Source organism: Nonomuraea composti (genome assembly GCF_012034275.1).
GTDB classification, from domain to species: Bacteria; Actinomycetota; Actinomycetes; order Streptosporangiales; family Streptosporangiaceae; genus Nonomuraea; species Nonomuraea composti.
The window spans coordinates 267240-285359 of record NZ_JAATEP010000005.1 but is presented as its reverse complement, the minus strand read 5'-3'; the positions used below and the strand labels follow the sequence as shown (position 1 = coordinate 285359).

Sequence of the window (18120 nt, the reverse complement as noted above, 5' to 3'; positions counted from 1 at the left end):
AACCTACGCGGCGACCGCCCGATCCAGCTCGGCGAGCTCGGCGGTGTGCTCCCGCACCATGTCCGCCGCCAGCTCCCGCGCCTCGGCCGCGCCGCCCGACGCGCGCTCCCCGTTCGCGATCAGCACGAGCTGCTCCAGGTACGCCCGCAGCAGCTCGCCGGTCCGCCGGTCGAAGGCCCGTTCGCGCAGCCCTTCGAGTGCCCGCAGGTCCGCCGCCGTGGGCATGCCCGGCATGTCGTGCGCCACGTGCGGGTTGTCCCCGCCGGCTCCGGCCTTGCCCAGCAGGGTCCGGAGCCGTTCGCGTCCCGCCTCGCGTGCCTTCCCGAGCCGTACGGCGAGCGCGCGCAACGACCGGCCGGCCGCCCGGCCGGCGGCGAGCTCCAGCAGCGGCTCGGCCCGCGCGTGCAGGGCGTCGGTGAGCTGCAGCCACGCAACGTCGGTCGGGTTGAAGATCGGCACCCCCGTGGACGTCGGGTTGTCCCCCGGCGCCCCCGTGGACGTCACGACACCTCCGTGAGCGACGCCCCGTCCCTCAGCGGAGCAGCCCGCCAGCGCGGCGACCAGCAGAGACAGGCCCAGCAACCAGCGCAGCACGAGCACCACCACCTCCTCCTCACGTCCGGGCGGGGGCGCGTGACGCCCCCGCCCGGAACGTCGTGGAACCACCTACGAGGGACGCCCGTCCGCACCGCACTTGATGATCGGCCGGATGCAGTCACGCACCCGCCGCTCCATCTCGGCCGCCGGCCAGGCGTTGAAGAAGTCGCCGTGCATCGTGAACCCGCCTCCCGACGCCAGCCGGAAGTGCGACGGATCCCCGCTCACCGGGTACCGGATCACCTGCCGCAGCTTCGGCACCGGCACGGGATGCGTGCTCGGGCACGCCCCCGCCACCGGGTAGGCCATGTGGCTCTTGTGGTCGGCGGAGTCGAGGTCGCGCCCGTTCCAGCACTGCGGGAAGTCCAGGTACGACTCCAGCATGGTGCCGGACGGGCAGGTGACGAAGTCCTTGGACGCCCCCACGTGCCCGGCGTGCAGGCACGACCACCGGGAGATCGTCGAGTCGTCGGGCCCGGTCGCCTTGGCGTTGCCGGCCACGATCCGCAGGCCGGGCGGGAGCGGCTGGATCCGGGCGATGACGTCGTCCCGCACGCCTTCGCCGAGGTAGTAGAACGTGACGATGGCCGGCTCCACGGGGACGCCGTCGCGGTAGAGGGTCGGCACCCAGTACGACGACTTGTCCACGGCCGGGTTGCAGGTCGTGGCGCCGTTCAGCAGGTCGTTGAGCTGGGTGTGGGCGTTGGTGACGCGGCTGCCGAAGAAGCTGTGCATGTGCGAGGCGCCGGGCAGCCCGGGGAAGACGATGGGGTCGTCGGGCAGGCGGTGGCTGAACGGGCAGTCGGCGAGGAACTCCGCCACCCGTACGGGCTCGGCCGTGGCCGGCCGCGGGGCGGCGACGACGAGCAGGCCGAGGAGCAGGGACAACAGGGCTGTGATCCGCATGGCGGCTCCCTTGACGCGGGTCACCGGTAGACCCGCACGTAGTCGACGAGCATCCGGGACGGGAACGGGGTGGCGGCGTTCGGCGGGCCCGGCCAGTCGCCGCCCACCGCGAGGTTGAGGATGAGGTAGAAGGGGTGGTCGAAGATCCAGGGGCCGCGCGTCTGCTCCACCTGGTCCTTGCTGATCGTGAACACCGTCCGCCCGTCGAGGGAGTAGACGATGCCCTTGCTGTCCCAGTCGGCGGCCCAGACGTGGAAGTCGTCGGAGTAGTCGGCGCCGTTCGGCAGCGTGTACGGCGACCCGATGCCGCCGCCCCCGTTGTAGGCGGGCGCGTGCACGGTGGAGTAGGACGTCTTCACGTCCTTGCCGAGGACCTCCATGATGTCGATCTCGCCGTTGTACGGCCACGGCCGCCCGGTCAGGAAGTCGGCCCCCATCATCCAGAACGCGGGCCAGAACCCGTTCCCCCTCGGCACCTTGATCCGCGCTTCGACGCGGCCGTACGTGAAGTGGAACTTGGTGCCGGTGTGCATCCTCGCGGAGGTGTACTGGCAGGTGGTGCTGCCGGTGAGCGGGTCGGGCGGGCAGGCGGAGCCGGGGGTGGCCTGCTTGCGGGCCTCCATGACGAGGTGGCCCTGGCCGTCCATGGAGGCGTTGTCGTGGTCGGTGTAGTACTCCAGCTCGTTGTTGGGGCCGGTGCCGGGGTCGGCGCGCCACTTGGCGGGGTCGGGTTTGGTGCCGGCGGCGCCGTTGAACTCGTCGCTCCACACCAGCGCGGGCGGGTCGGCGGGGTCCTGGGGCGGGGCCGGCGGGGTGATGGGGTTGCCGCCGGTGCCGTACACCTGGAACTCCCACAGGCTGTAGCCATAGGCGCCGGCGCGCTGGGTGCCGTACATGCGGACGTAGCGGCCGGTGCCGCTGACGTTCAGCGTCTGCTTGAAGCCGGTGCCGCTGGTCGTGCTGTAGATCGTGGTCCAGGTGGCCGCGTCGGGCGAGGTCTGGAGCTGGAACGATCTCGCGTAGGCCGGGTCCCACTGCAGGATCACCTTGCTGACCTGGGCGGTCGCGCCGAGGTCCACGTAGATCCAGCCGGGGTCGGACCACGCGGCGGTGGCCCACCGGCTGGCGGGGTCGAGGTCGAAGGCCCTGGCGGGGGTGCACTCCCAGCAGTTCGCGTCGTGCTGGGAGCTGGAGGCGACGCCGGGCTTGTCGTACGACAGCAGCCGCTCGCCGCCGCCGGGGCCGCCCGTGCCGTACACCTTGAACTCCCAGAGGCTGTACCCCCATGGGGTGGCGCGCTGGGTGCCGAGGACGCGGACGTAGCGACCGCTGCCGGAGACGGACAGCGCCTGGTTCCCTCCGGTGCCGCTCGTGGTGGAGTGGACGGTGCTCCAGGAGGCGCCGTCGGTGGACACCTGGATCTGGAAGGCGGTGGCGTAGGCGGCCTCCCAGCTCAGCTCGACCTGGCTGATGGCCGCGGTCGCGCCGAGGTCCACCTGGATCCACTGCGGGTCGGAGAACGCGCTGGACCAGCGGGTCCCGGCGTCGCCGTCCACGGCGGCGGAGGCGGGGAAGGCGGCGGCGCTCTCGGTGGAGGAGGCGGTGGCGGGCCGCCCTTGGGACAGCAGGGGGTCGGCGGCGGAGGCGGGCGGCACGGCGAGCAGGGACAGGGGGATCACGAGGGCGGCCAGTGCCGCGAGCCGGCGTAAGAGCGATGGAGTCACAACGTCTCCGTCAAACTGGGGGGAAGGTTCGAGGGAGCGCTCCCTGAAAAGGAGAGTGCTCGCGCCCCTCATCCCTGTCAAGGCTCGGGTTAACTCTCCGGAAACCTCTCAGACGCCTGAGAGAGCGCTCTCTCAAGCACTCCCCGGCGCCGCTCCGACCGCTGTCACCAGCGCATATCCCCCGACCTTCCGCCGTCACGCCCCGCGAGCCCACCCCGGCCCGAGAAACATTCCGTAACCGGCGCACCTTGACTGCTGTCGCCCGCGCACTTCACCCTCATGGGGAAGCGCTCTCTCACCCCTGAGGAGGAAAGTGGACCGGCCCACCCTGGAAGCCGTGGCCGCCCGGGCCGGCGTCTCCAAGTCCAGCGTCTCCCGGGTCATCAACGGCGCCCCCACCGTCGCCCCGTCCATCCGCGAGGTCGTGCTGCGCGCCGTCAGGGAGCTCGGCTACGTCCCCCACGCCGCCGCCCGCAACCTCGCCACCCGACGCACGAACGCCGTCGCCCTCGTCGTCTCCGACCCGCCCAAGGGCCTGGTCTCCGACGACCCCATGTTCTCGGCCGTCGTCCGCCAGGCCAGCAGGAAGCTGGAGGCGGCCGGCAAGCAGGTCGTGCTCATGCTGGCCGGCTCGGAAGACAGCCGCGCCCGCGTCGCCCAGTACGTCGCCGCCGGTCACGTGGACGGCGTCATGCTCGTCTCCATGCACGGGACCGACTCGCTGCCCGCCACGCTGGCCCGCAGGGGCCTGCCCATCGTCTCCCTGGGCCGCACGAACCCGGCCGTCCCGTACGTGGACAACGACAACCCGGGCGGCGCCGACCTCGCCGTCCGCCACCTCCTCCGCCAGGGCAGGCGCCGGGTGGCCACGATCACGGGCCCGCTCGACATGATCGCCTCCCAGGAGCGCCTCTCCGGCTACACGGACGTCATGCGCGAGACCGGCCACCGCTCGATCGTCGCGATCGGCGACTTCACCCGCGTCTCCGGCGCCGACGCCATGCGCCAGCTCCTCCAGGACGACCCCGCCCTCGACGCCGTCTTCGCCGCCAACGACCTCATGGCCATCGGCGCCCTGCGCACCCTGCGCGAGGCGGGCCGCCGGGTGCCGGACGACGTGGCGGTGGTGGGCTTCGACGACATCGAGGCCGCCCGCTACACCGCCCCGGCCCTGACCACCGTCCACAGCCCGATGACCGACTGGGCCACCGCCACCGTGGACCTGCTGCTGGGGCTGTTCGAGGGCGGGTCGGGCGAGCCCGTGCTCCTCCCGGCCGAGCTCGTCGTCCGCGAGTCCGCATGAGATAACCCGAAATTTCCGCATAACGTCGCGACGGCCGATGACCAAGAAGGGGTGTAATCGACGAAAGGAGCACGGCCGGTGCGTCGCAGACAGGCGGACATCGCTACGGACCCGGACGCTTTCGAAGCGTTCTACCGGCGCCATGTCGATGCGATCACCTCGTTCCTCGCCCGCCGCGTCCCCGACCCCCACACGGTCGCCGACCTGGTGGCGGAGGTCTTCCTCGCGGTGCTCGACTCCGCCCACACCTACCGGCCGGGACGCGGCAGCGAGCTCGCGTGGCTGTACGGCGTGGCCCGCAACACCCTCTCGGCCGAGCGGCGACGGGCGTTCAAGGAGACGAGGCTGGCGGGGAAGGTGGGCGGGCGCAGACCGCTCGACTCCGACGACCTCGCCGAGCTCGAAGCCAGGATCGACGCGGAAAGCCTGGCCAGGCGGGCCCTCAAGGCCATGACCGGATTACCCGACGGTGATCGCGCGATGCTCGAGCTGGTCGTCATCGACCAGCTCACGGTGAGCGAGGCGGCCGCCGCCCTCGGCATCCGGCAGGGGGCCGCCAGGGCCAGGCTGCACCGCGCCCGCCGCACGCTCAGGGACGTGCCGGAGATGGCTGCTTTCGTCTTGGGAGGAACGCGATGAATTTCAAGGAGCACGTGCTGATGGAGCTCAGAGCCGAGATCGTGGCCCGCAACGAGGCCCGCCGCCGGCGGGTCAGGCGGCGCCTGTTCACGGGGGCCGCGCTGGCAGGCCTCGCGGCGGTGGCGGCCGTGGCGGCGCCGCTTCTGACCGGATCGGAGACGCCCGCCTACGCCGTCACGAAGAACACCGACGGCACCATCACCCTGAAGATCAACGAGTTCAGGGACCCCGCCCAGGTGGAGCAGGACCTCAAGGATCTCGGCGTGACCGCCGACGTCTCCTACGTCAAGCCCGGCACCCGCTGCGCCCCCGGCCGCGGCGAGAGCGACAGCGGCCCCTCGTTCACCAAGGAAGAGCTGCAGAGCAAGGACCCGGCGGTCAGGAAGCGCATCAAGGACGCGATCGACAACTCCCCCAACGCCAAGGCGCTCAAGATCGGCCGCGGGGAGGTCCGGATCGACCCGCACCACATCAAGCGGGGCCAGACGGCCGTCATGGAGTTCACCGAGAACGCCGACCAGACCTCCGGCCCCGAGAAGCCCCGAGCCCTGTGGCAGTTCAGCGGCTACCTCGTCACCGGCCCGGTCGCCCCCTGCCGCATCATCGACGACCCGTCCTGGGACGAGCTGCCCGACCCGAAGAAGCACCCGGAGGCGTACCCGCCGGCCGGCAGCTGACCGCCTCCTCCCGGCCGGCACGCTGCCGGCCGGGAAGAGCGACGTCCTCAGCCCTTGATGCAGATGAGCTGCCGCAGGTGCGCGACCACCTGCACGAGGTCCGTCTGCGCCGCCATCACCGACTCCAGGTCCTTGTACGCCCCCGGAATCTCATCCAGCACCCCGGAGTCCTTGCGGCACTCCACCCCCGCCGTCTGCTCCTCCAGGTCCTTGACGGTGAAGGTCTTCTTGGCCTTGTTCCGGCTCATCCGGCGCCCCGCCCCGTGCGAGGCCGAGTTGAACGCCGCCGCGTTGCCGAGGCCCTTGACGATGTAGGTGCCGGTGGCCATCGAGCCCGGGATGATGCCCAGCTCGCCGGCGCCGGCCCGGATCGCGCCCTTGCGGGTGACGAGCACGTCCACCCCGTCGTACCGCTCCTCGGCCACGTAGTTGTGGTGGCAGGAGATCGGCTGCTCGAACGTGATGTCAGGCAGGTGCCGGCGCAGCACGTCGCACACCAGCCCCATCATCAGCGCCCGGTTGCGCCGCGCGTAGTCCTGCGCCCAGAACAGGTCGCGCCGGTAGGCGTGCATCTCGGGCGTGCCGCCGAGGAACACCGCCAGGTCCCGGTCCACCAGCCCCTGGTTGTGCGAGAGCCCGCGCGCCACCCCGATGTGGTGCTCCGCCAGCTCCTTGCCGATGTTGCGCGACCCGGAGTGCAGGACGACCCACACCCAGCCCTCGTCGTCCGCGCACACCTCCAGGAAGTGGTTGCCGCCGCCGAGCGTGCCCATCTGCACCTCGGCCCGCTCGCGCCGCGCCTTCACCGCCGGCGCCAGCTCGTCGAACCCCTTCCAGAACTCCGCCCACCCGGCCGCCTTCATCCCCTGCACCTGGGCGGGGTCGACCGGCCGCTTGTGGTGGCCGAACCCGACCGGCACGGCCTGCTCCAGCCGGCCGCGCAGGTACGCGAGGTTGTCGGGCAGCCGCGCCGCCTGGTACGACGTCTTGACGGCGGTCATGCCGCACCCGATGTCCACGCCGACGGCCGCGGGCGAGACGGCGTCGCGCATCGCGATGACCGAGCCCACCGTCGCGCCCTTGCCGTGGTGCACGTCCGGCATGACGGCGACACCGTGCACCCACTCCAGGTCCGCGACGTTGCGCAGCTGCTGCATCGCCTGCGGCTCGACCGTCTCGGGCTCCGCCCACATCCGCAGCGGCCGCCGCGTTCCGGTCACCTCGTTGTACGTCATCTCGTATCGCCTCCTCCCGGTCACACTCCGAACGCGATCCATCTGGCCAGAATCCCCATACCCACGGCAACCGATTTAGTTGCCGTACTGCTTGGTCTCCGGCTTCTCCACCAGGAGCACGTGTGCGGGCTCGTCCGCCACGGGGCGGTGCCGCAGGCCGCGCGGGACGACGAAGACGTCCCCTGGCCGCATGACGACCGGCTCGCGGTCCTCCAGCTCCAGCCGGAAGGTGCCGTCCCAGCACAGGAACAGCTCGTCCTCGTCGTGGTAGTGCCAGGGGAACTCGCCGTGAAGCTGGGCCAGCCGGACCACGGTGTCGTTCACCTGGGCGAGGTGCCGCTGCTGGAAGGGGCCCGGCAGCGTCCCGATGGCCTCGGGGATCGACACGGCGCTGACGTCGACAGTCATGATCATTACCTCCTGCGTGGGGTTCCATCAAAGCGCCGCGTCCGGCCTGGTCACAGAGCCAACTGGGCTAAATTGGTCCGCTTCTCGGACCAATCAGCTCCAGGGTGCGCGCGTGCAGCCGCTCCGCCGCCTCCGGGTCGAACGACGGCAGGTCCAGGCCGAGAGGCGTGTGGCGCAGGAACGCGGTGAGCGGCTCGGCGGGCGGGTGGTCGATGCGGGCGACGATCGGCTTGATGCCCTCCTCCACCGGCGCGCCGTAGCGTTTGAGTGCCGCCACGTGCGCGGCGGTCGCCGCGTCGTACTCGCCGGCGACGCTCGTCGAGACCGCCCCCGGGTGGATCAGGACATAGCGGGTACGGGCGCCGTGCCGGGCCGCGAACGCGACCCCGAGCAGGTCGTTCGCCTTCCCGGCCTGGAACTGGGCGGTCACGCCGTCGTAGGAGCGTTCCAGCATGAGGTCATCCCAGTGGATGCGGCCGTCCGGCTGGCCGGGGCCCGACACGTTCACGATCAGCCGGGGCGCGGTCAGGCCGTGGCTGAGCAGGAAGCGGCTCAGGTAGTCGAGGGCGAACGTGCCCTCCAGCCCCTCCTCCGTCACGAACCGGTGCGTACGGAAGAACCGCGCGCACAGCACGAGCGCGTCCACGTCGGGGAAGCGCGCGTTGACCTCCTCGATCACCCGCTGGTTCGCGCTGATGAGGCTCAGGTCCGCCTGGATGAACACGGCCCCTGGCGGCACCTTGGCCGCGTCCCGCCCCACGACGACGACCGTGTCGCCGCGCTCCAGGTAGGTGCGGGCCAGCGCCCGCCCCATCCCGTCGGTGCCGCCGGTGATGACCAGCGTCTTCATGCGCGCACTCCTTCTCGTACGGGCTCCGTCGCGCCGGCCTTGCCCGGCAGGAGCGGGATGAGGGCCAGCACGACCAGGCACGAGACCACGGCCAGCCAGAAGACGCCGCGCAGCCCCGCGAGCGTGCTGCCCGCGGTCTGGACGACGAGCGTCACCAGGGCCACGCCGAGCGCGGCGCCGAGCTGGTTGAGCATGTAGAGCACCGAGCTGCCCTGCGCCACCATGGGGCCGGGCAGCGTCCGATAGAGGGAGCCCATCGTCGGGGCGCTGAAGCAGCCGCTGCCCAGCCCGAACGTGAGCGCCGCCAGCGCCGGCCACACCTCCGGCGTGCCGGGCCCGATCCGGGTGAGCGCGAGCACGCTCAGCACGGCGACCACCGCGCCGCCGAAGGCCAGGCCGCGCGCGCCGAGCCGGTCCGACAGCCGCCCGGCCAGCGGCATCGCGATGGCGCCGCCGAGCCCGAGCGGGGCCATGAGCAGCCCGGCCGCCAGCACGCCGTGCCCGTGAGCCTGCTGGTAGTACAGGGGCAGCGCGAACAGCCCGGCGAACAGGCCCATCCCGCCGAGCCCCATGATCGTGACGCTGGCGCTGAAGCTCCGGCTGCGGAACAGGCCCAGGTCGATCAACGGGGACGCGGCGCGGGCGGCGTGGGCGCCGTACCCGATCAGCAGCGCGACCCCGAGCCCGAGCGGCGCGAGCACCTGCCACAGCGCGAAGGCCGTCTGCGAGAGCGCCAGCACGACGGCGGCGAACCCGGGCCCGAGCAGCGCCAGCCCCACGACGTCCAGCCGCGACGGCGCGCCCGCGCCGGGCTCGGATGAGTCGGCGGGGATCACCCGGAGCGCCAGCACCAGCGCCACCGCCCCCACGACCACGCTGACCAGGAACATCGCCCGCCACGACAGCGCCCCGAGTATCGCCCCGCCCGCGATCGGCCCGAACACGGGCCCGAGCGACAGCACCACCCCCATCAGGCCCATCACCCGCCCGGCGCGCTGCGGCCCCGCCGTCCTGGCGAGCAGGATCAGCACGAGCGGATCGAGCAGCCCCGCCCCGACCCCCTGCACCACGCGGAACGCGATCAGGCTGCCCACGTTCCAGGCCAGCCCGGCGGCCAGCGAGCCCGCCAGGAACAGCACCAGCCCGGCCACCCACAGCCGCTTGCCGCCGTACCGGTCGACGGCCCACGTCGTGAACGGGATCGTGGCGGTCACCGCCAGCAGGAACCCGGTGGACGCCCAGCCGACCGTGCTCAGCGAGGTGCCGAAGGCGTCGGCCAGGGTGCCGGTGGCGACCGCGGCCATCGTGCTGTTGAGAATGCCCAGCAGCCCGCCGAGCAGGATCACGGCGATCGCGCCGACCTCTTTTGAACTCATGGGTTCAACATAATGACCTGATCCGTTCGTACGCAACCAGCTCGTCCACGAAATTGAACCCATGAGTACAATCGACGGCATGACGACTACCACGCGCGGACGCATCGACAAGCGGCAGGCCATCCTGGAGGGCGCGTTCACCGTGTTCGCCCGGGAGGGCTACGCGCAGGCGTGCGTGCAGGAGATCGCTCGCGAGGCCGGCGTCGCCAAACCCACCGTCTACAACCACATGACCGACAAGGCCACGCTGTTCAGGCACGCCCTGGAAGCCGCCGCCCGCCGGATCCTGGAGGAACGCGTCGCCGCCCTGGAGCCGCTCGCCGCCCCCGGCGACGACCTGCGCGCCACGTTGGAAGAGGTCGCGCACACCCTGCTCCGCCTGCACACCGACGGCCGCTCGTGCGCGCTGCGCCGGCTCCTCTACTCGGAGATCAACCACTTCCCCGACATCCTCGACATCGTCAAGGAGAGCGGCCCCGACCGGCTCACCCAGGCACTCGCCGACCGCCTGGCCCGCCTCGCCCTGGCCGGCCGCCTGCGCGCCGCGGACCCCGACCTGGCCGCCGAGCAGTTCCTGGCCCTGCTCCTCGGCCCGCTGGAGGCCCGCACCCGGCTCGGCACCCGCGAACTGCCGGACGCCGAGCTGCGCACGATGGCCGGCGTCGCCGTGGACGCGTTCGTCCGCGCCTGGGGGACGGCCGCCGCCTAACCAACACGCATGGCGAAATCATGCCGACAAGACCCATTGTCGATGGTAGCCAAGGGATATAGTCTGCCGCGTGTGGTAGAACGAGACGACTACGCGGCCATCCGCGATCGGATCATCGGGCTCTCCCACCTCCACGGCCTGCGCTGCGACTGGGCCGAGACGACCAGGCGCCAGCGCTTCCTGCTGCTGTGGGACGCCGAGGGCCGGGTCGCCGCCCGCGCGATCGTCCCGCTCTACCCAGGGGAGACACCGCACCTGGTGGACTCCCTCGAACGAGGGCTGGCGCACGTGTTCGGCGAAGGCTGGCTGAAAGACTGACTGGAGCGCCCATGACCGCAGACCGCGTCGACGTCCACGTCACCATGGCCGGCAACCTGTGGCTGGCGCAGGTCGACGGCGTGGCCGGCGGCATGTCCGCGCGCACGCTCAGGGAGCTGCACGCCGACGTCGCCGAAGGGCTCCCGTTCCTGTTCGGTGACCGCGAGCGCCCGCCGTCCCCGATCTTCCACTACACCCTGCCCGGCCTGTCCGAGCAGGACCTCGACGACTTCGCCGCCCTCCAGCGCCAGGCCGCCGCCATCGCCGAGGACTACACGCGGACGCTGAAGAAGCGGGTCAAGCACATGCACGAGCTGGGGCTGTCCGACAGCGACATCGGGGAGCTGCTCGGGCTGACCAAGCAACGCATCCAGCAGATCCGCACGAACGCCAACGACGAGGCCCGCCAGAGCGGCTGACGGGCCTCGCGCGGATCAGGGGATCAGGGCATCACGAGGCGGGCTTGTCGTCCGTCCAGCCCGCCTCGCTCGGATCAGGAGGCGGGCTTGTCGTCCGTCCAGCCCGCCTCGATCAACGCGGTGGAGCTCCAGACGGCGCCCGGCGCGAAGCCCGCCTGCAGCCCGCCCGGCTCGACCACCACGTACTCGTTGGCCAGCGCCCGCCCGGTCGTCTCGTCGAAGACCAGCCGGTTCTCCGACACCCCGCCCGACTCGTAACGCTCCTCCACCGACACGGCCGTGCCCTGCCGCCCCTCGGCGTCCGTCACGTTCTCGGTGACCCGCACGCCGTCGAGGTCGGCCAGCATCCGGAACGCCGCCCCGCGCACCTCGGGCGTCACCGGCATGTCCATGATCAGCCCCACGCTGACCTTGAACAGCCACGCGTCACCCGACATCTCCTCGCTGCTCGACTCTGTCCCGTGCCCCGCGTAGGAGGCCATCAGCCACTTCTTCAGCGCGCGCGGATCGTCCGGCAGCCCGCGCAGATCCTTCATCGTGACGTTCTTCCCGAGCCAGAACACCTTGTCGCCGTCCACCAGCGGGGTGTGGCTCATGCTCGCCTTCCCCTCCGACATGGACAGGGTCAGCGCCCCGTACTTCCCCTTCCCCCTGCCCTTGCCCGGCACGAGCACCTCGATCTCGGACGGCGCCCCCGCCTGCTCCCACGCCTTCCTGTCCGCCTCGGTGGCGGGCTCCGCGCCGAGCCGCTGCCCGCCGCCCCACTGCTCGCCACCGGTGGCGGCGGGCGTCCACCCTTCATTGCGCGAACGGTCCATGACCAGGTAGCCGCCGGCCTTGGCCACGTACAGGTTCCTGCTCACCGTCACGCTGCGCCACCAGTCGCCGCTCCCCTCGGCCTGCCGGTCGGCCTTCTCGGCGGCGGCCAGCAGCACCTCCCGCGCCGACAACGTCACCCGCGGCGCCGCCGCACTCGTCGAGGTGCCTTGCCCTGCACTCGTCGCGGTGCCTTGCCCCGCGCCCGCCACCACCTGCCCGCTGCCGGGCGCCGGCACCGCCCCGCTGCCCGAAACGACCACCGCCACCGCCGTCACAGCAGCAGCCGCCGCCCCGGCCAGCCCCAACCCCCAAGCCGGCCGCACGACGGACCCGCGCCGCCGCACCGTTCGCCCCCTCGGCCCCGACATGGCGCGGGCCAGCTCCACGGCCCTCGTCTCCTCATCCACCGGCCGATCGCCGAGGTGCGCGGGCCTGGCCGCCCGAAGCTCGTCCATGGGATTCATGACCACTCCTCGCTGAGGTTCCGTACGCGGGACTTGGGCCGCTCCGCGGCCGGCTCATGGGGCGACTCCCCCGCCGCCTCCATCGCCTGCCTGAGCCGCTTGCGCGCCCGATGCAGCCGTACGCGGTACGCCGCCGACGAGCACCCGATGACCTTGGCCGCCTCCTTGGGCCTCAGCCCGTGCCAGGCGACGAGGACGAGGATCTCCCGATCGTCCTCATGCAATGCGGCCAGGGCCCGCAGCACCCCCATGCGCTCGGTCACCTGATCGGCCACGTCCCCCTCGACCCAGGCCCGCAGCTCGCCCGCCATCGCCTCCCGCCGCAACTCGGCACGCACGTTGTCACGCAGCACGTTCCTGGCGACCCCGAGCAGCCACGGCAGCGCCGGCTCCGGCACGTCGTCCAGCCGCCGCCAGGCGATGGCGAACGTCTCGCTCACCACCTCGTCGGCCACCTGCCGCCCGGCACGGCTGACCACGTAGGCCCACACGCGTTGCCGGCATTCGTCGTACATGCCGGTGAACCGGTGCGCATCATCCGTCACCGCCCAGCCCCTTCGTTCGGGATGCGTCGTTCTTCTGACACCAGGAAGTGGTCCGGGCCCTCCCGTTGTTACGCATCGCCGGAAATTTCTACGTACGAGGCGCTACGACCGGCTCCTCCCTCCCCATGAGAGCAGGCAGGCCGACCAGCAGCACATCTCCCCTGCGCCGCGCCACCTCGACGAGGTCTCTCTGGAACCCCTCCATCGAGAACAACGCCAGCACGGCCGACCCGGTGTCATGCCCCTGCTCGGCCAGCGCCCCCTTGAGCCGCTCCAGCCGTTCGAGGTCGGCGACGCTCCGCCGGGTGACGGTCGCCTTGGCCTCCCCCACGACGCTGACGACCGCCCGCCCGGCCCTCTTGTCCAGGGCGATGACGTCGATCTCGTGCTTGGCCTGCCCCTTCCTGTCGTTGACCACGGTCGCCGCGACCGTGCCCGCGCTCCCCCGCAACGCCGGATCGGCCTGCCCCCGGAGCCACTCCCGCGCGCACAGCTCGAAGTGCGGCCCCAGGACGCCAGCGACGAAGACCGGCCGCGAGCGACGCCAGGCCTCCACCGACTGGCCCGTGTCGACGAGATCGCGCTGCGGCACGGTGATCAGGTTGTGGAAGCGCACGATGGGATCGGCGACGGTGATCACCGGGCGCCGTTCCCAGAGGGGGTCGCTGTCGTACCGCAGATACCCGGCGCTCACCAGCGCCTCGATGGGCCGCGTCAGCGACGTGCGCGGCTGCTCCAGCAGCCCGCCGATCTTCGCCGGGCTACTGGCCCCGTTCGCGACCGCGTTGATGATCGCGTAGTGCAGCGCGCTGCCCGTGAACTTGGGATCCTCCCGCAACAGGTACTCCGCCTCACTGCCTGAAAACAGCGCCTGCCGCGGGTCCAGGACGGTCCCGGCCACCCACTCGTCCACGTCGGCGACGTCGCGCGGGGACGGAACGCCGGCCAGGTTCCGGTAGCCGGGAGAGCCGCCGAGGATCGCGTGCACCCGCAGCGCCGCTCCCGGATCCTCGATCTCCCAGTGCCTGGCCGAGGTGGTCAGGTCGAACGGCCGCAGGCAGAGATCGAGCGCCGCCCGGCCCCGCAGCGCCTTCGTCCCGGAGAGCAGCTCGTTCATCACCGACATCGCGGAACCGCACACGATCACCCGCCCGCCCGGCACGCCGTGCCCCGCCTGCGACTCGTCGTAGAGCAGCTGAAGCAGCCCGGGCACCTCAGGAGAGTGCCCCATCCAGTACGGCAGCTCGTCGATGACGAGCACTCCCCCACGGCGCCAGGTGAGCTCGACCGCCGCGGAGAGAAGCAGCTCCCACCCCCCATCGGCCATCAGCTCGGCCGGAACCCCCGCATACCGCGCCACCTCCGCCGCCAGCCTGCGCCGCGCCGCCACCGAACCCTCCTCGGCAACGGCCGTGACGTAAAGACCGTCCGTGGCCTCGGCGAGCGCACGAAGGAGGAAGCTCTTGCCCACCCTCCGCCGCCCGGACACGACCCCCAGCCGAAGGTGAGGATCCGGATGCCGGATGAACCGGACCAGAGCCTCCCACTCAGCGTCCCGGGACAGCACCCGCTGCGGCTTCTCCATCTGACGCCCCCTAATTAGTATGCTTGAAAGCATACTAATCAAGCACCAGCAAGACGGCCGTGTCCCTTGCGAAGCACCAAAACCCCTCCAGCTTCCGGTCACCAAAAGGGCTGCATGTCAGCCGCCCGCTCCACTAACATCAGTAGCGGCAATGTCACGCCGGGTGACGGCGGCCAGGGTCTTCGTTCGATCTGTCAGGGCATCCTTCCACGGGCAACAACTCTGACGTCTGGGTCACATGGACGATGCGGGCCCTGGCCGCCTTACTCGCGCCCGCCCGCACGCGAGAAGTCCGGCTTCTCCTGTAAGGTGGTGGCCGTTCGGAGCGCCGGTCCCGTACCGGCCGCGTCCGAGATGACCGGGACGTAGCGCAGCTTGGTAGCGCACTTGACTGGGGGTCAAGGGGTCGCAGGTTCAAATCCTGTCGTCCCGACCAGATCGACGCTGGTCGTTGAGGGTGTCACTCTTCTGGGGTGGCACCCTTTGGCGTGGATGATCGCCGAGGCCGACCACTCGAGACCGATTCGTGCCACGCCACTGGAAGGCGTGGACGGGTCGTGCCACAGTAGGTCATGCCCACCAGTCGGTCCAAGCCCTGCCCGGAGGATCTCCTCCCGGAAGTGCGGAAACTCGCCGAGTTTCTCAGCTCCTGCTTCGATCGGTTGGGGAAAACGAGGCGGGGTTATGCCCAGGAGAAGGATTTCACCGCCAGAGACCTTTCTTCGTTCCTGCGGGGGCAGCGGATTCCGCCGCCGACCTTCGTCTCCGACCTGTTGAAGGACGTCGGGGCCTCCCAAGGCAACAAGGTGCCGGTGGAGGAGATCGAACGGGCGCAACAGCTGCGACTGGAGGCACTGCAGGCGACCGCCAAGGCCAAGTACGAAGTGGAGGATCTCCGCGCCCAGTTCGAAATCGCGAAGGCTCGCCGAGAGCAGGCCGACCAGAGACTGCGCTCCCTCGAGAACAAGATATCGAGCCTCGAGAACAAGATCGAACGAGTGCAGCGAGAGAGTCGTGAGCTGGAACGATCGCCGACGCTGAAGGCCATCACCGCGTCAGCACGGCAAGAGGCCGAAACCAGAAAGAAAGATCTGGTACGTACTCAGACTGAATACGAGGCCCAGATCGAAGGGCTGAAGGCGGAGCTCGTCACAGCGCGCGACGGCAAGGCTCAGGCCAAGAAAAAGTGCGAGGAACTGGAAAACGCACTGAAGAAGGCCCTGCCGCAGCTTGTCACCATGGGCGGCATCATCGGCTATCAAGACCTCGAGCTGCCGCAGAACTTCAAGCATTACATCGACAACCGGAAGGAGCGCTGGGGTGGCGTCATCGGGTGGTCCATCGGGCCGTTGACGGTCTATGCCCTTCCGGCCTACCTCGGCCTGATGTTTCCCTTGGTCTTCGACCAGATCGCTCTTCGTGCGGCGACGTTGACCGGGTTGATCATTCCCGTCTGGTTCGCCTATGGAGTCAAAAGACTGGAACGTAACGGGTTGCCCAGTCCTGCTCACCTCGCTCTTGTCCTGCTGGTCACTGGGCTGATCTTCGGTGTGGCCGCGATGGTTCCCCGCTCCGTGTGGCCCTTCTGAGCCACGCTCGCCAGGCGTGGGATGACGGAAGACTTCCGGGAGGATCCGTGCGGCGCCGCCTCTTCGTCTTTTGGGCCCTGGTACTGGTCATCTTCCCCCTTGCCGGCAATCTGGCGACGAACTCCCTCCGGATACCTCATCAGTTCGATGCCTGGTTGTGGGCCGTGCTCGTCGTGCTGGCCGTCCTGGTCGCGTTCCGGACTTATCTGGACCTGCAGGCGCCCCACAGCGCCTCGCCGGACGAAGCCGCCAAGACGACGCTGCGGTTCTGGGGCGGCAGGCTGGAGGTGAGCGACGTTCGGATCGGGCTCTTCCGGTGGGGACGACGCGCCCTGATCGTGCCCTGGTCCGAAGTGCAGGACGTCCGCATCGGGCTGGGCGATGACTGGCAAGGTGACCACGCGGAAGCGGTGGCCTTCGCCGGCTGCCTGCTGGCCCGCCCTCTTCCCCGGTCGAGCCTGCTGACCGGCGGCCCCGGCATGTCCTCCTTCGTGCCCGGCATCGATCGGCTTGTCATCGTGGATCTGGATCGCGTCGGAGTGAAGCGTCATGCTGTTGTGGCCGCCCTCGCGAAGCATCGCCCCTGACCCGGTCGTCAGCATTTGACAGCACGTACGGCTAACCGCTAGCTATTAGCTAACCGTTAGGGGGATGTCGTGCAGGACGCGGTGCTGGCGATGCTCGCCAAGGAGCCGTCGCACGGGTACGGCCTGCGCGCACGCCTGCGCCAGAGCCTCGGCCCGCTGGGCGAGTCGATGAATCCCGGGCAGATCTACGTGACGCTGGCGCGGCTGGAGAAGGCCGGGCTGGTCGTGTCCGAGCGGGCGGACGGGCTGCCCGAGCGGCCCGATCGCAAGATCTACGCGCTGACGCCTGCCGGGCAGCAGCGGGTTGCGGCGTGGCTGGCCGAGGTGGGGTGGCCGAAGCCGGATCTCGCGGAGTTCCATCTCAAGCTCGTCGCCGCCTCGGCGGCGCGGCTCGCCGATCCGGTCGAGCTGGTCGGGGCGCAGCGGCGGGAGTTGCTGCGTCGGCTGCGGGAGGCGCAGCACGCGATCCTGGCCGAGATGGCGGGGTCGAAGGCTGTTCTGCTGCTGGAAGGGGTCGTGCTGCGGTTGCAGGCGGATCTGCGGTGGCTGGAGGTCTGCGAGCGGGCCTGGTCCACCAGTGCTGGGGGCGACGACAGAGTCGAGGGTGTGTGAGCGAGTCGAGCGCCGTGATCCAGGTGCGTGGCCTGGTGAAGGAGCACGGTCAGGGTGAGAGCCGGGTGCGGGCGGTCGACGAGGTCGACCTGGCGGTGCCCCAAGGGGAGATGCTCGCCGTGATGGGGCCGAGCGGGTGCGGGAAGTCGACGTTGCTGCACCTGCTGGGTGGTCTGGAGCGGCCCACCCGGGGTGAGGTGTGGGTGGCGGGGCGGCGGATCGACGGGTTGAGCGAGCGGGCGCTGGCGCGGTTGCGGCGGCGGTCCGTGGGGTTCGTCTTCCAGGCGTTTCACCTGGTGGAGGAGTTGTCGGCGGCGGAGAACGTGGAGTTGCCCGCGTTGCTGGCCGGCGGTTCGCCCCGGCAGGCGCGGCGGCGGGCGGGAGTGCTGCTGGAGCGGGTGGGGCTGGCGGCGCGCGCCCGGCATCTGCCGTCGCAGTTGTCCGGTGGGCAGCGGCAGCGGGTGGCGATCGCCAGGGCGCTGGTCAATGAGCCGCTGGTGGTGCTGGCCGATGAGCCGACGGGCAATCTGGACAGTGCGGCGTCGCTGGAGGTGTTGCGGATCTTCGAGGAGTTGCGGGCGGCGGGGCAGACATTGGTGATCGTGACGCATGACGAGCGGGTGGCGGCCGGTGCGGATCGGCTGATCTCGATGCGGGACGGCATGTTCGTCGATGACACCCGCCTGGCCGGCGCCACCCCGCGCGGCCTCGGCGACCTGCTCAACCTGGACGGCTGACACGGTGGTGGGCTCTCTCCT

The 18120-nt window shown here is 70.7% G+C and carries 20 protein-coding genes and 1 tRNA gene; 11 read left to right on the top strand and 10 right to left on the bottom strand.

Features of this window, described 5'->3' with window-relative positions:
• Positions 1-3 precede the first annotated feature (3 nt).
• The 3 genes from HCN51_RS10315 to HCN51_RS10305 form a co-directional block, all read right to left on the bottom strand.
• Positions 4-603, bottom strand: coding sequence for a DUF305 domain-containing protein (locus HCN51_RS10315; protein WP_168009054.1), 600 nt, complete (start codon positions 601-603; stop codon positions 4-6).
• Between the two features lie 63 nt (positions 604-666).
• The gene (locus HCN51_RS10310) at positions 667-1503 is read right to left on the bottom strand and encodes a DUF1996 domain-containing protein (RefSeq protein ID WP_080047494.1); all 837 of its coding nucleotides are present in this window, start codon (positions 1501-1503) and stop codon (positions 667-669) included.
• 20 nt (positions 1504-1523) lie between these two features.
• Positions 1524-3227, bottom strand: coding sequence for a discoidin domain-containing protein (locus HCN51_RS10305; RefSeq protein ID WP_346433596.1), 1704 nt, complete (start codon positions 3225-3227; stop codon positions 1524-1526).
• 313 nt (positions 3228-3540) lie between these two features.
• Here HCN51_RS10305 and HCN51_RS10300 point away from each other — a divergent pair, with 313 nt between their 5' ends.
• The 3 genes from HCN51_RS10300 (at position 3541) to HCN51_RS10290 (ending at position 5846) form a co-directional block, all read left to right on the top strand.
• Positions 3541-4530 (top strand): substrate-binding domain-containing protein, encoded by a 990-nt coding sequence (locus HCN51_RS10300; protein ID WP_168009050.1) that lies wholly within the window; start codon positions 3541-3543, stop codon positions 4528-4530.
• A 78-nt stretch (positions 4531-4608) separates the two neighbouring features.
• Positions 4609-5169, top strand: a complete 561-nt coding sequence (locus HCN51_RS10295) for a sigma-70 family RNA polymerase sigma factor (protein ID WP_168009048.1) — start codon at positions 4609-4611, stop codon at positions 5167-5169.
• Positions 5166-5846, top strand: coding sequence for a hypothetical protein (locus HCN51_RS10290; protein ID WP_168009046.1), 681 nt, complete (start codon positions 5166-5168; stop codon positions 5844-5846). Before HCN51_RS10295 ends, HCN51_RS10290 begins: the two co-directional genes overlap by 4 nt.
• Positions 5847-5893: 47 nt before the next feature.
• On the opposite strand, the gene HCN51_RS10285 is transcribed toward HCN51_RS10290, so the two are convergent.
• From HCN51_RS10285 to HCN51_RS10270, 4 genes are all read right to left on the bottom strand, one after another.
• The gene (locus HCN51_RS10285; protein ID WP_168009044.1) at positions 5894-7081 is read right to left on the bottom strand and encodes an RtcB family protein; all 1188 of its coding nucleotides are present in this window, start codon (positions 7079-7081) and stop codon (positions 5894-5896) included.
• 75 nt (positions 7082-7156) lie between these two features.
• Entirely contained in the window at positions 7157-7489 is a 333-nt protein-coding gene (locus HCN51_RS10280) for a cupin domain-containing protein (protein ID WP_240972646.1), read from the bottom strand.
• 67 nt (positions 7490-7556) lie between these two features.
• Complete coding sequence (locus HCN51_RS10275; RefSeq protein WP_168009040.1) at positions 7557-8339, bottom strand: SDR family NAD(P)-dependent oxidoreductase; 783 nt, start codon at positions 8337-8339, stop codon at positions 7557-7559.
• Entirely contained in the window at positions 8336-9715 is a 1380-nt protein-coding gene (locus HCN51_RS10270) for a DHA2 family efflux MFS transporter permease subunit (protein WP_168009038.1), read from the bottom strand. The genes HCN51_RS10275 and HCN51_RS10270 overlap by 4 nt, the downstream gene beginning before the upstream one ends.
• Before the next feature lie 79 nt (positions 9716-9794).
• Here HCN51_RS10270 and HCN51_RS10265 point away from each other — a divergent pair, with 79 nt between their 5' ends.
• The 3 genes from HCN51_RS10265 (at position 9795) to HCN51_RS10255 (ending at position 11161) form a co-directional block, all read left to right on the top strand.
• Positions 9795-10424 carry a TetR/AcrR family transcriptional regulator gene (locus tag HCN51_RS10265; RefSeq protein ID WP_168009036.1) on the top strand — a complete coding sequence of 210 codons (630 nt, stop codon included), beginning with the start codon at positions 9795-9797 and terminating at the stop codon, positions 10422-10424.
• A gap of 72 nt (positions 10425-10496) precedes the next feature.
• Positions 10497-10742, top strand: a complete 246-nt coding sequence (locus HCN51_RS10260; protein ID WP_080045201.1) for a hypothetical protein — start codon at positions 10497-10499, stop codon at positions 10740-10742.
• An 11-nt stretch (positions 10743-10753) separates the two neighbouring features.
• Positions 10754-11161 (top strand): hypothetical protein, encoded by a 408-nt coding sequence (locus tag HCN51_RS10255; protein ID WP_168009034.1) that lies wholly within the window; start codon positions 10754-10756, stop codon positions 11159-11161.
• A gap of 74 nt (positions 11162-11235) precedes the next feature.
• Here the strand turns inward: HCN51_RS10255 and HCN51_RS10250 are convergent, their stop codons facing one another.
• From HCN51_RS10250 to HCN51_RS10240, 3 genes are all read right to left on the bottom strand, one after another.
• A complete protein-coding gene (locus tag HCN51_RS10250; protein WP_168009032.1) occupies positions 11236-12444 on the bottom strand; it encodes a CU044_5270 family protein in 1209 nt (402 codons plus the stop codon).
• Positions 12441-12989: an RNA polymerase sigma factor gene (locus tag HCN51_RS10245; RefSeq protein WP_346433595.1), complete on the bottom strand. Its 549-nt coding sequence runs from the start codon at positions 12987-12989 to the stop codon at positions 12441-12443. Before HCN51_RS10245 ends, HCN51_RS10250 begins: the two co-directional genes overlap by 4 nt.
• 88 nt (positions 12990-13077) lie before the next feature.
• Positions 13078-14574: an AAA family ATPase gene (locus HCN51_RS10240; protein WP_168009030.1), complete on the bottom strand. Its 1497-nt coding sequence runs from the start codon at positions 14572-14574 to the stop codon at positions 13078-13080.
• Positions 14575-14933: 359 nt separating this feature from the next.
• Here HCN51_RS10240 and HCN51_RS10235 point away from each other — a divergent pair.
• The 5 genes from HCN51_RS10235 to HCN51_RS10215 all read left to right on the top strand — a co-directional run bounded on the left by HCN51_RS10235 (position 14934) and on the right by HCN51_RS10215 (position 18099).
• A tRNA-Pro gene (locus HCN51_RS10235) sits at positions 14934-15010 on the top strand.
• A 184-nt stretch (positions 15011-15194) separates the two neighbouring features.
• A complete protein-coding gene (locus HCN51_RS10230; RefSeq protein ID WP_168009028.1) occupies positions 15195-16163 on the top strand; it encodes a hypothetical protein in 969 nt (322 codons plus the stop codon).
• 47 nt (positions 16164-16210) lie between these two features.
• Complete coding sequence (locus HCN51_RS10225; RefSeq protein ID WP_168009026.1) at positions 16211-16750, top strand: hypothetical protein; 540 nt, start codon at positions 16211-16213, stop codon at positions 16748-16750.
• A gap of 69 nt (positions 16751-16819) precedes the next feature.
• The gene (locus tag HCN51_RS10220) at positions 16820-17362 is read left to right on the top strand and encodes a helix-turn-helix transcriptional regulator (RefSeq protein ID WP_168009024.1); all 543 of its coding nucleotides are present in this window, start codon (positions 16820-16822) and stop codon (positions 17360-17362) included.
• Positions 17359-18099: an ATP-binding cassette domain-containing protein gene (locus HCN51_RS10215; protein ID WP_168009022.1), complete on the top strand. Its 741-nt coding sequence runs from the start codon at positions 17359-17361 to the stop codon at positions 18097-18099. Before HCN51_RS10220 ends, HCN51_RS10215 begins: the two co-directional genes overlap by 4 nt.
• The last annotated feature ends 21 nt before the right edge of the window (positions 18100-18120 follow it).

Coding starts and splice junctions, on each gene's coding strand:
- HCN51_RS10310 (WP_080047494.1), bottom strand. CDS start 1,503: ATGCGGATCACAGCCCTGTTGTCCCTGCTCCTCGGCCTGCTCGTCGTC.
- HCN51_RS10290 (WP_168009046.1), top strand. CDS start 5,166: ATGAATTTCAAGGAGCACGTGCTGATGGAGCTCAGAGCCGAGATCGTG.
- HCN51_RS10285 (WP_168009044.1), bottom strand. CDS start 7,081: ATGACGTACAACGAGGTGACCGGAACGCGGCGGCCGCTGCGGATGTGG.
- HCN51_RS10280 (WP_240972646.1), bottom strand. CDS start 7,489: ATGACTGTCGACGTCAGCGCCGTGTCGATCCCCGAGGCCATCGGGACG.
- HCN51_RS10275 (WP_168009040.1), bottom strand. CDS start 8,339: ATGAAGACGCTGGTCATCACCGGCGGCACCGACGGGATGGGGCGGGCG.
- HCN51_RS10270 (WP_168009038.1), bottom strand. CDS start 9,715: ATGAGTTCAAAAGAGGTCGGCGCGATCGCCGTGATCCTGCTCGGCGGG.
- HCN51_RS10265 (WP_168009036.1), top strand. CDS start 9,795: ATGACGACTACCACGCGCGGACGCATCGACAAGCGGCAGGCCATCCTG.
- HCN51_RS10255 (WP_168009034.1), top strand. CDS start 10,754: ATGACCGCAGACCGCGTCGACGTCCACGTCACCATGGCCGGCAACCTG.
- HCN51_RS10250 (WP_168009032.1), bottom strand. CDS start 12,444: ATGAATCCCATGGACGAGCTTCGGGCGGCCAGGCCCGCGCACCTCGGC.
- HCN51_RS10240 (WP_168009030.1), bottom strand. CDS start 14,574: ATGGAGAAGCCGCAGCGGGTGCTGTCCCGGGACGCTGAGTGGGAGGCT.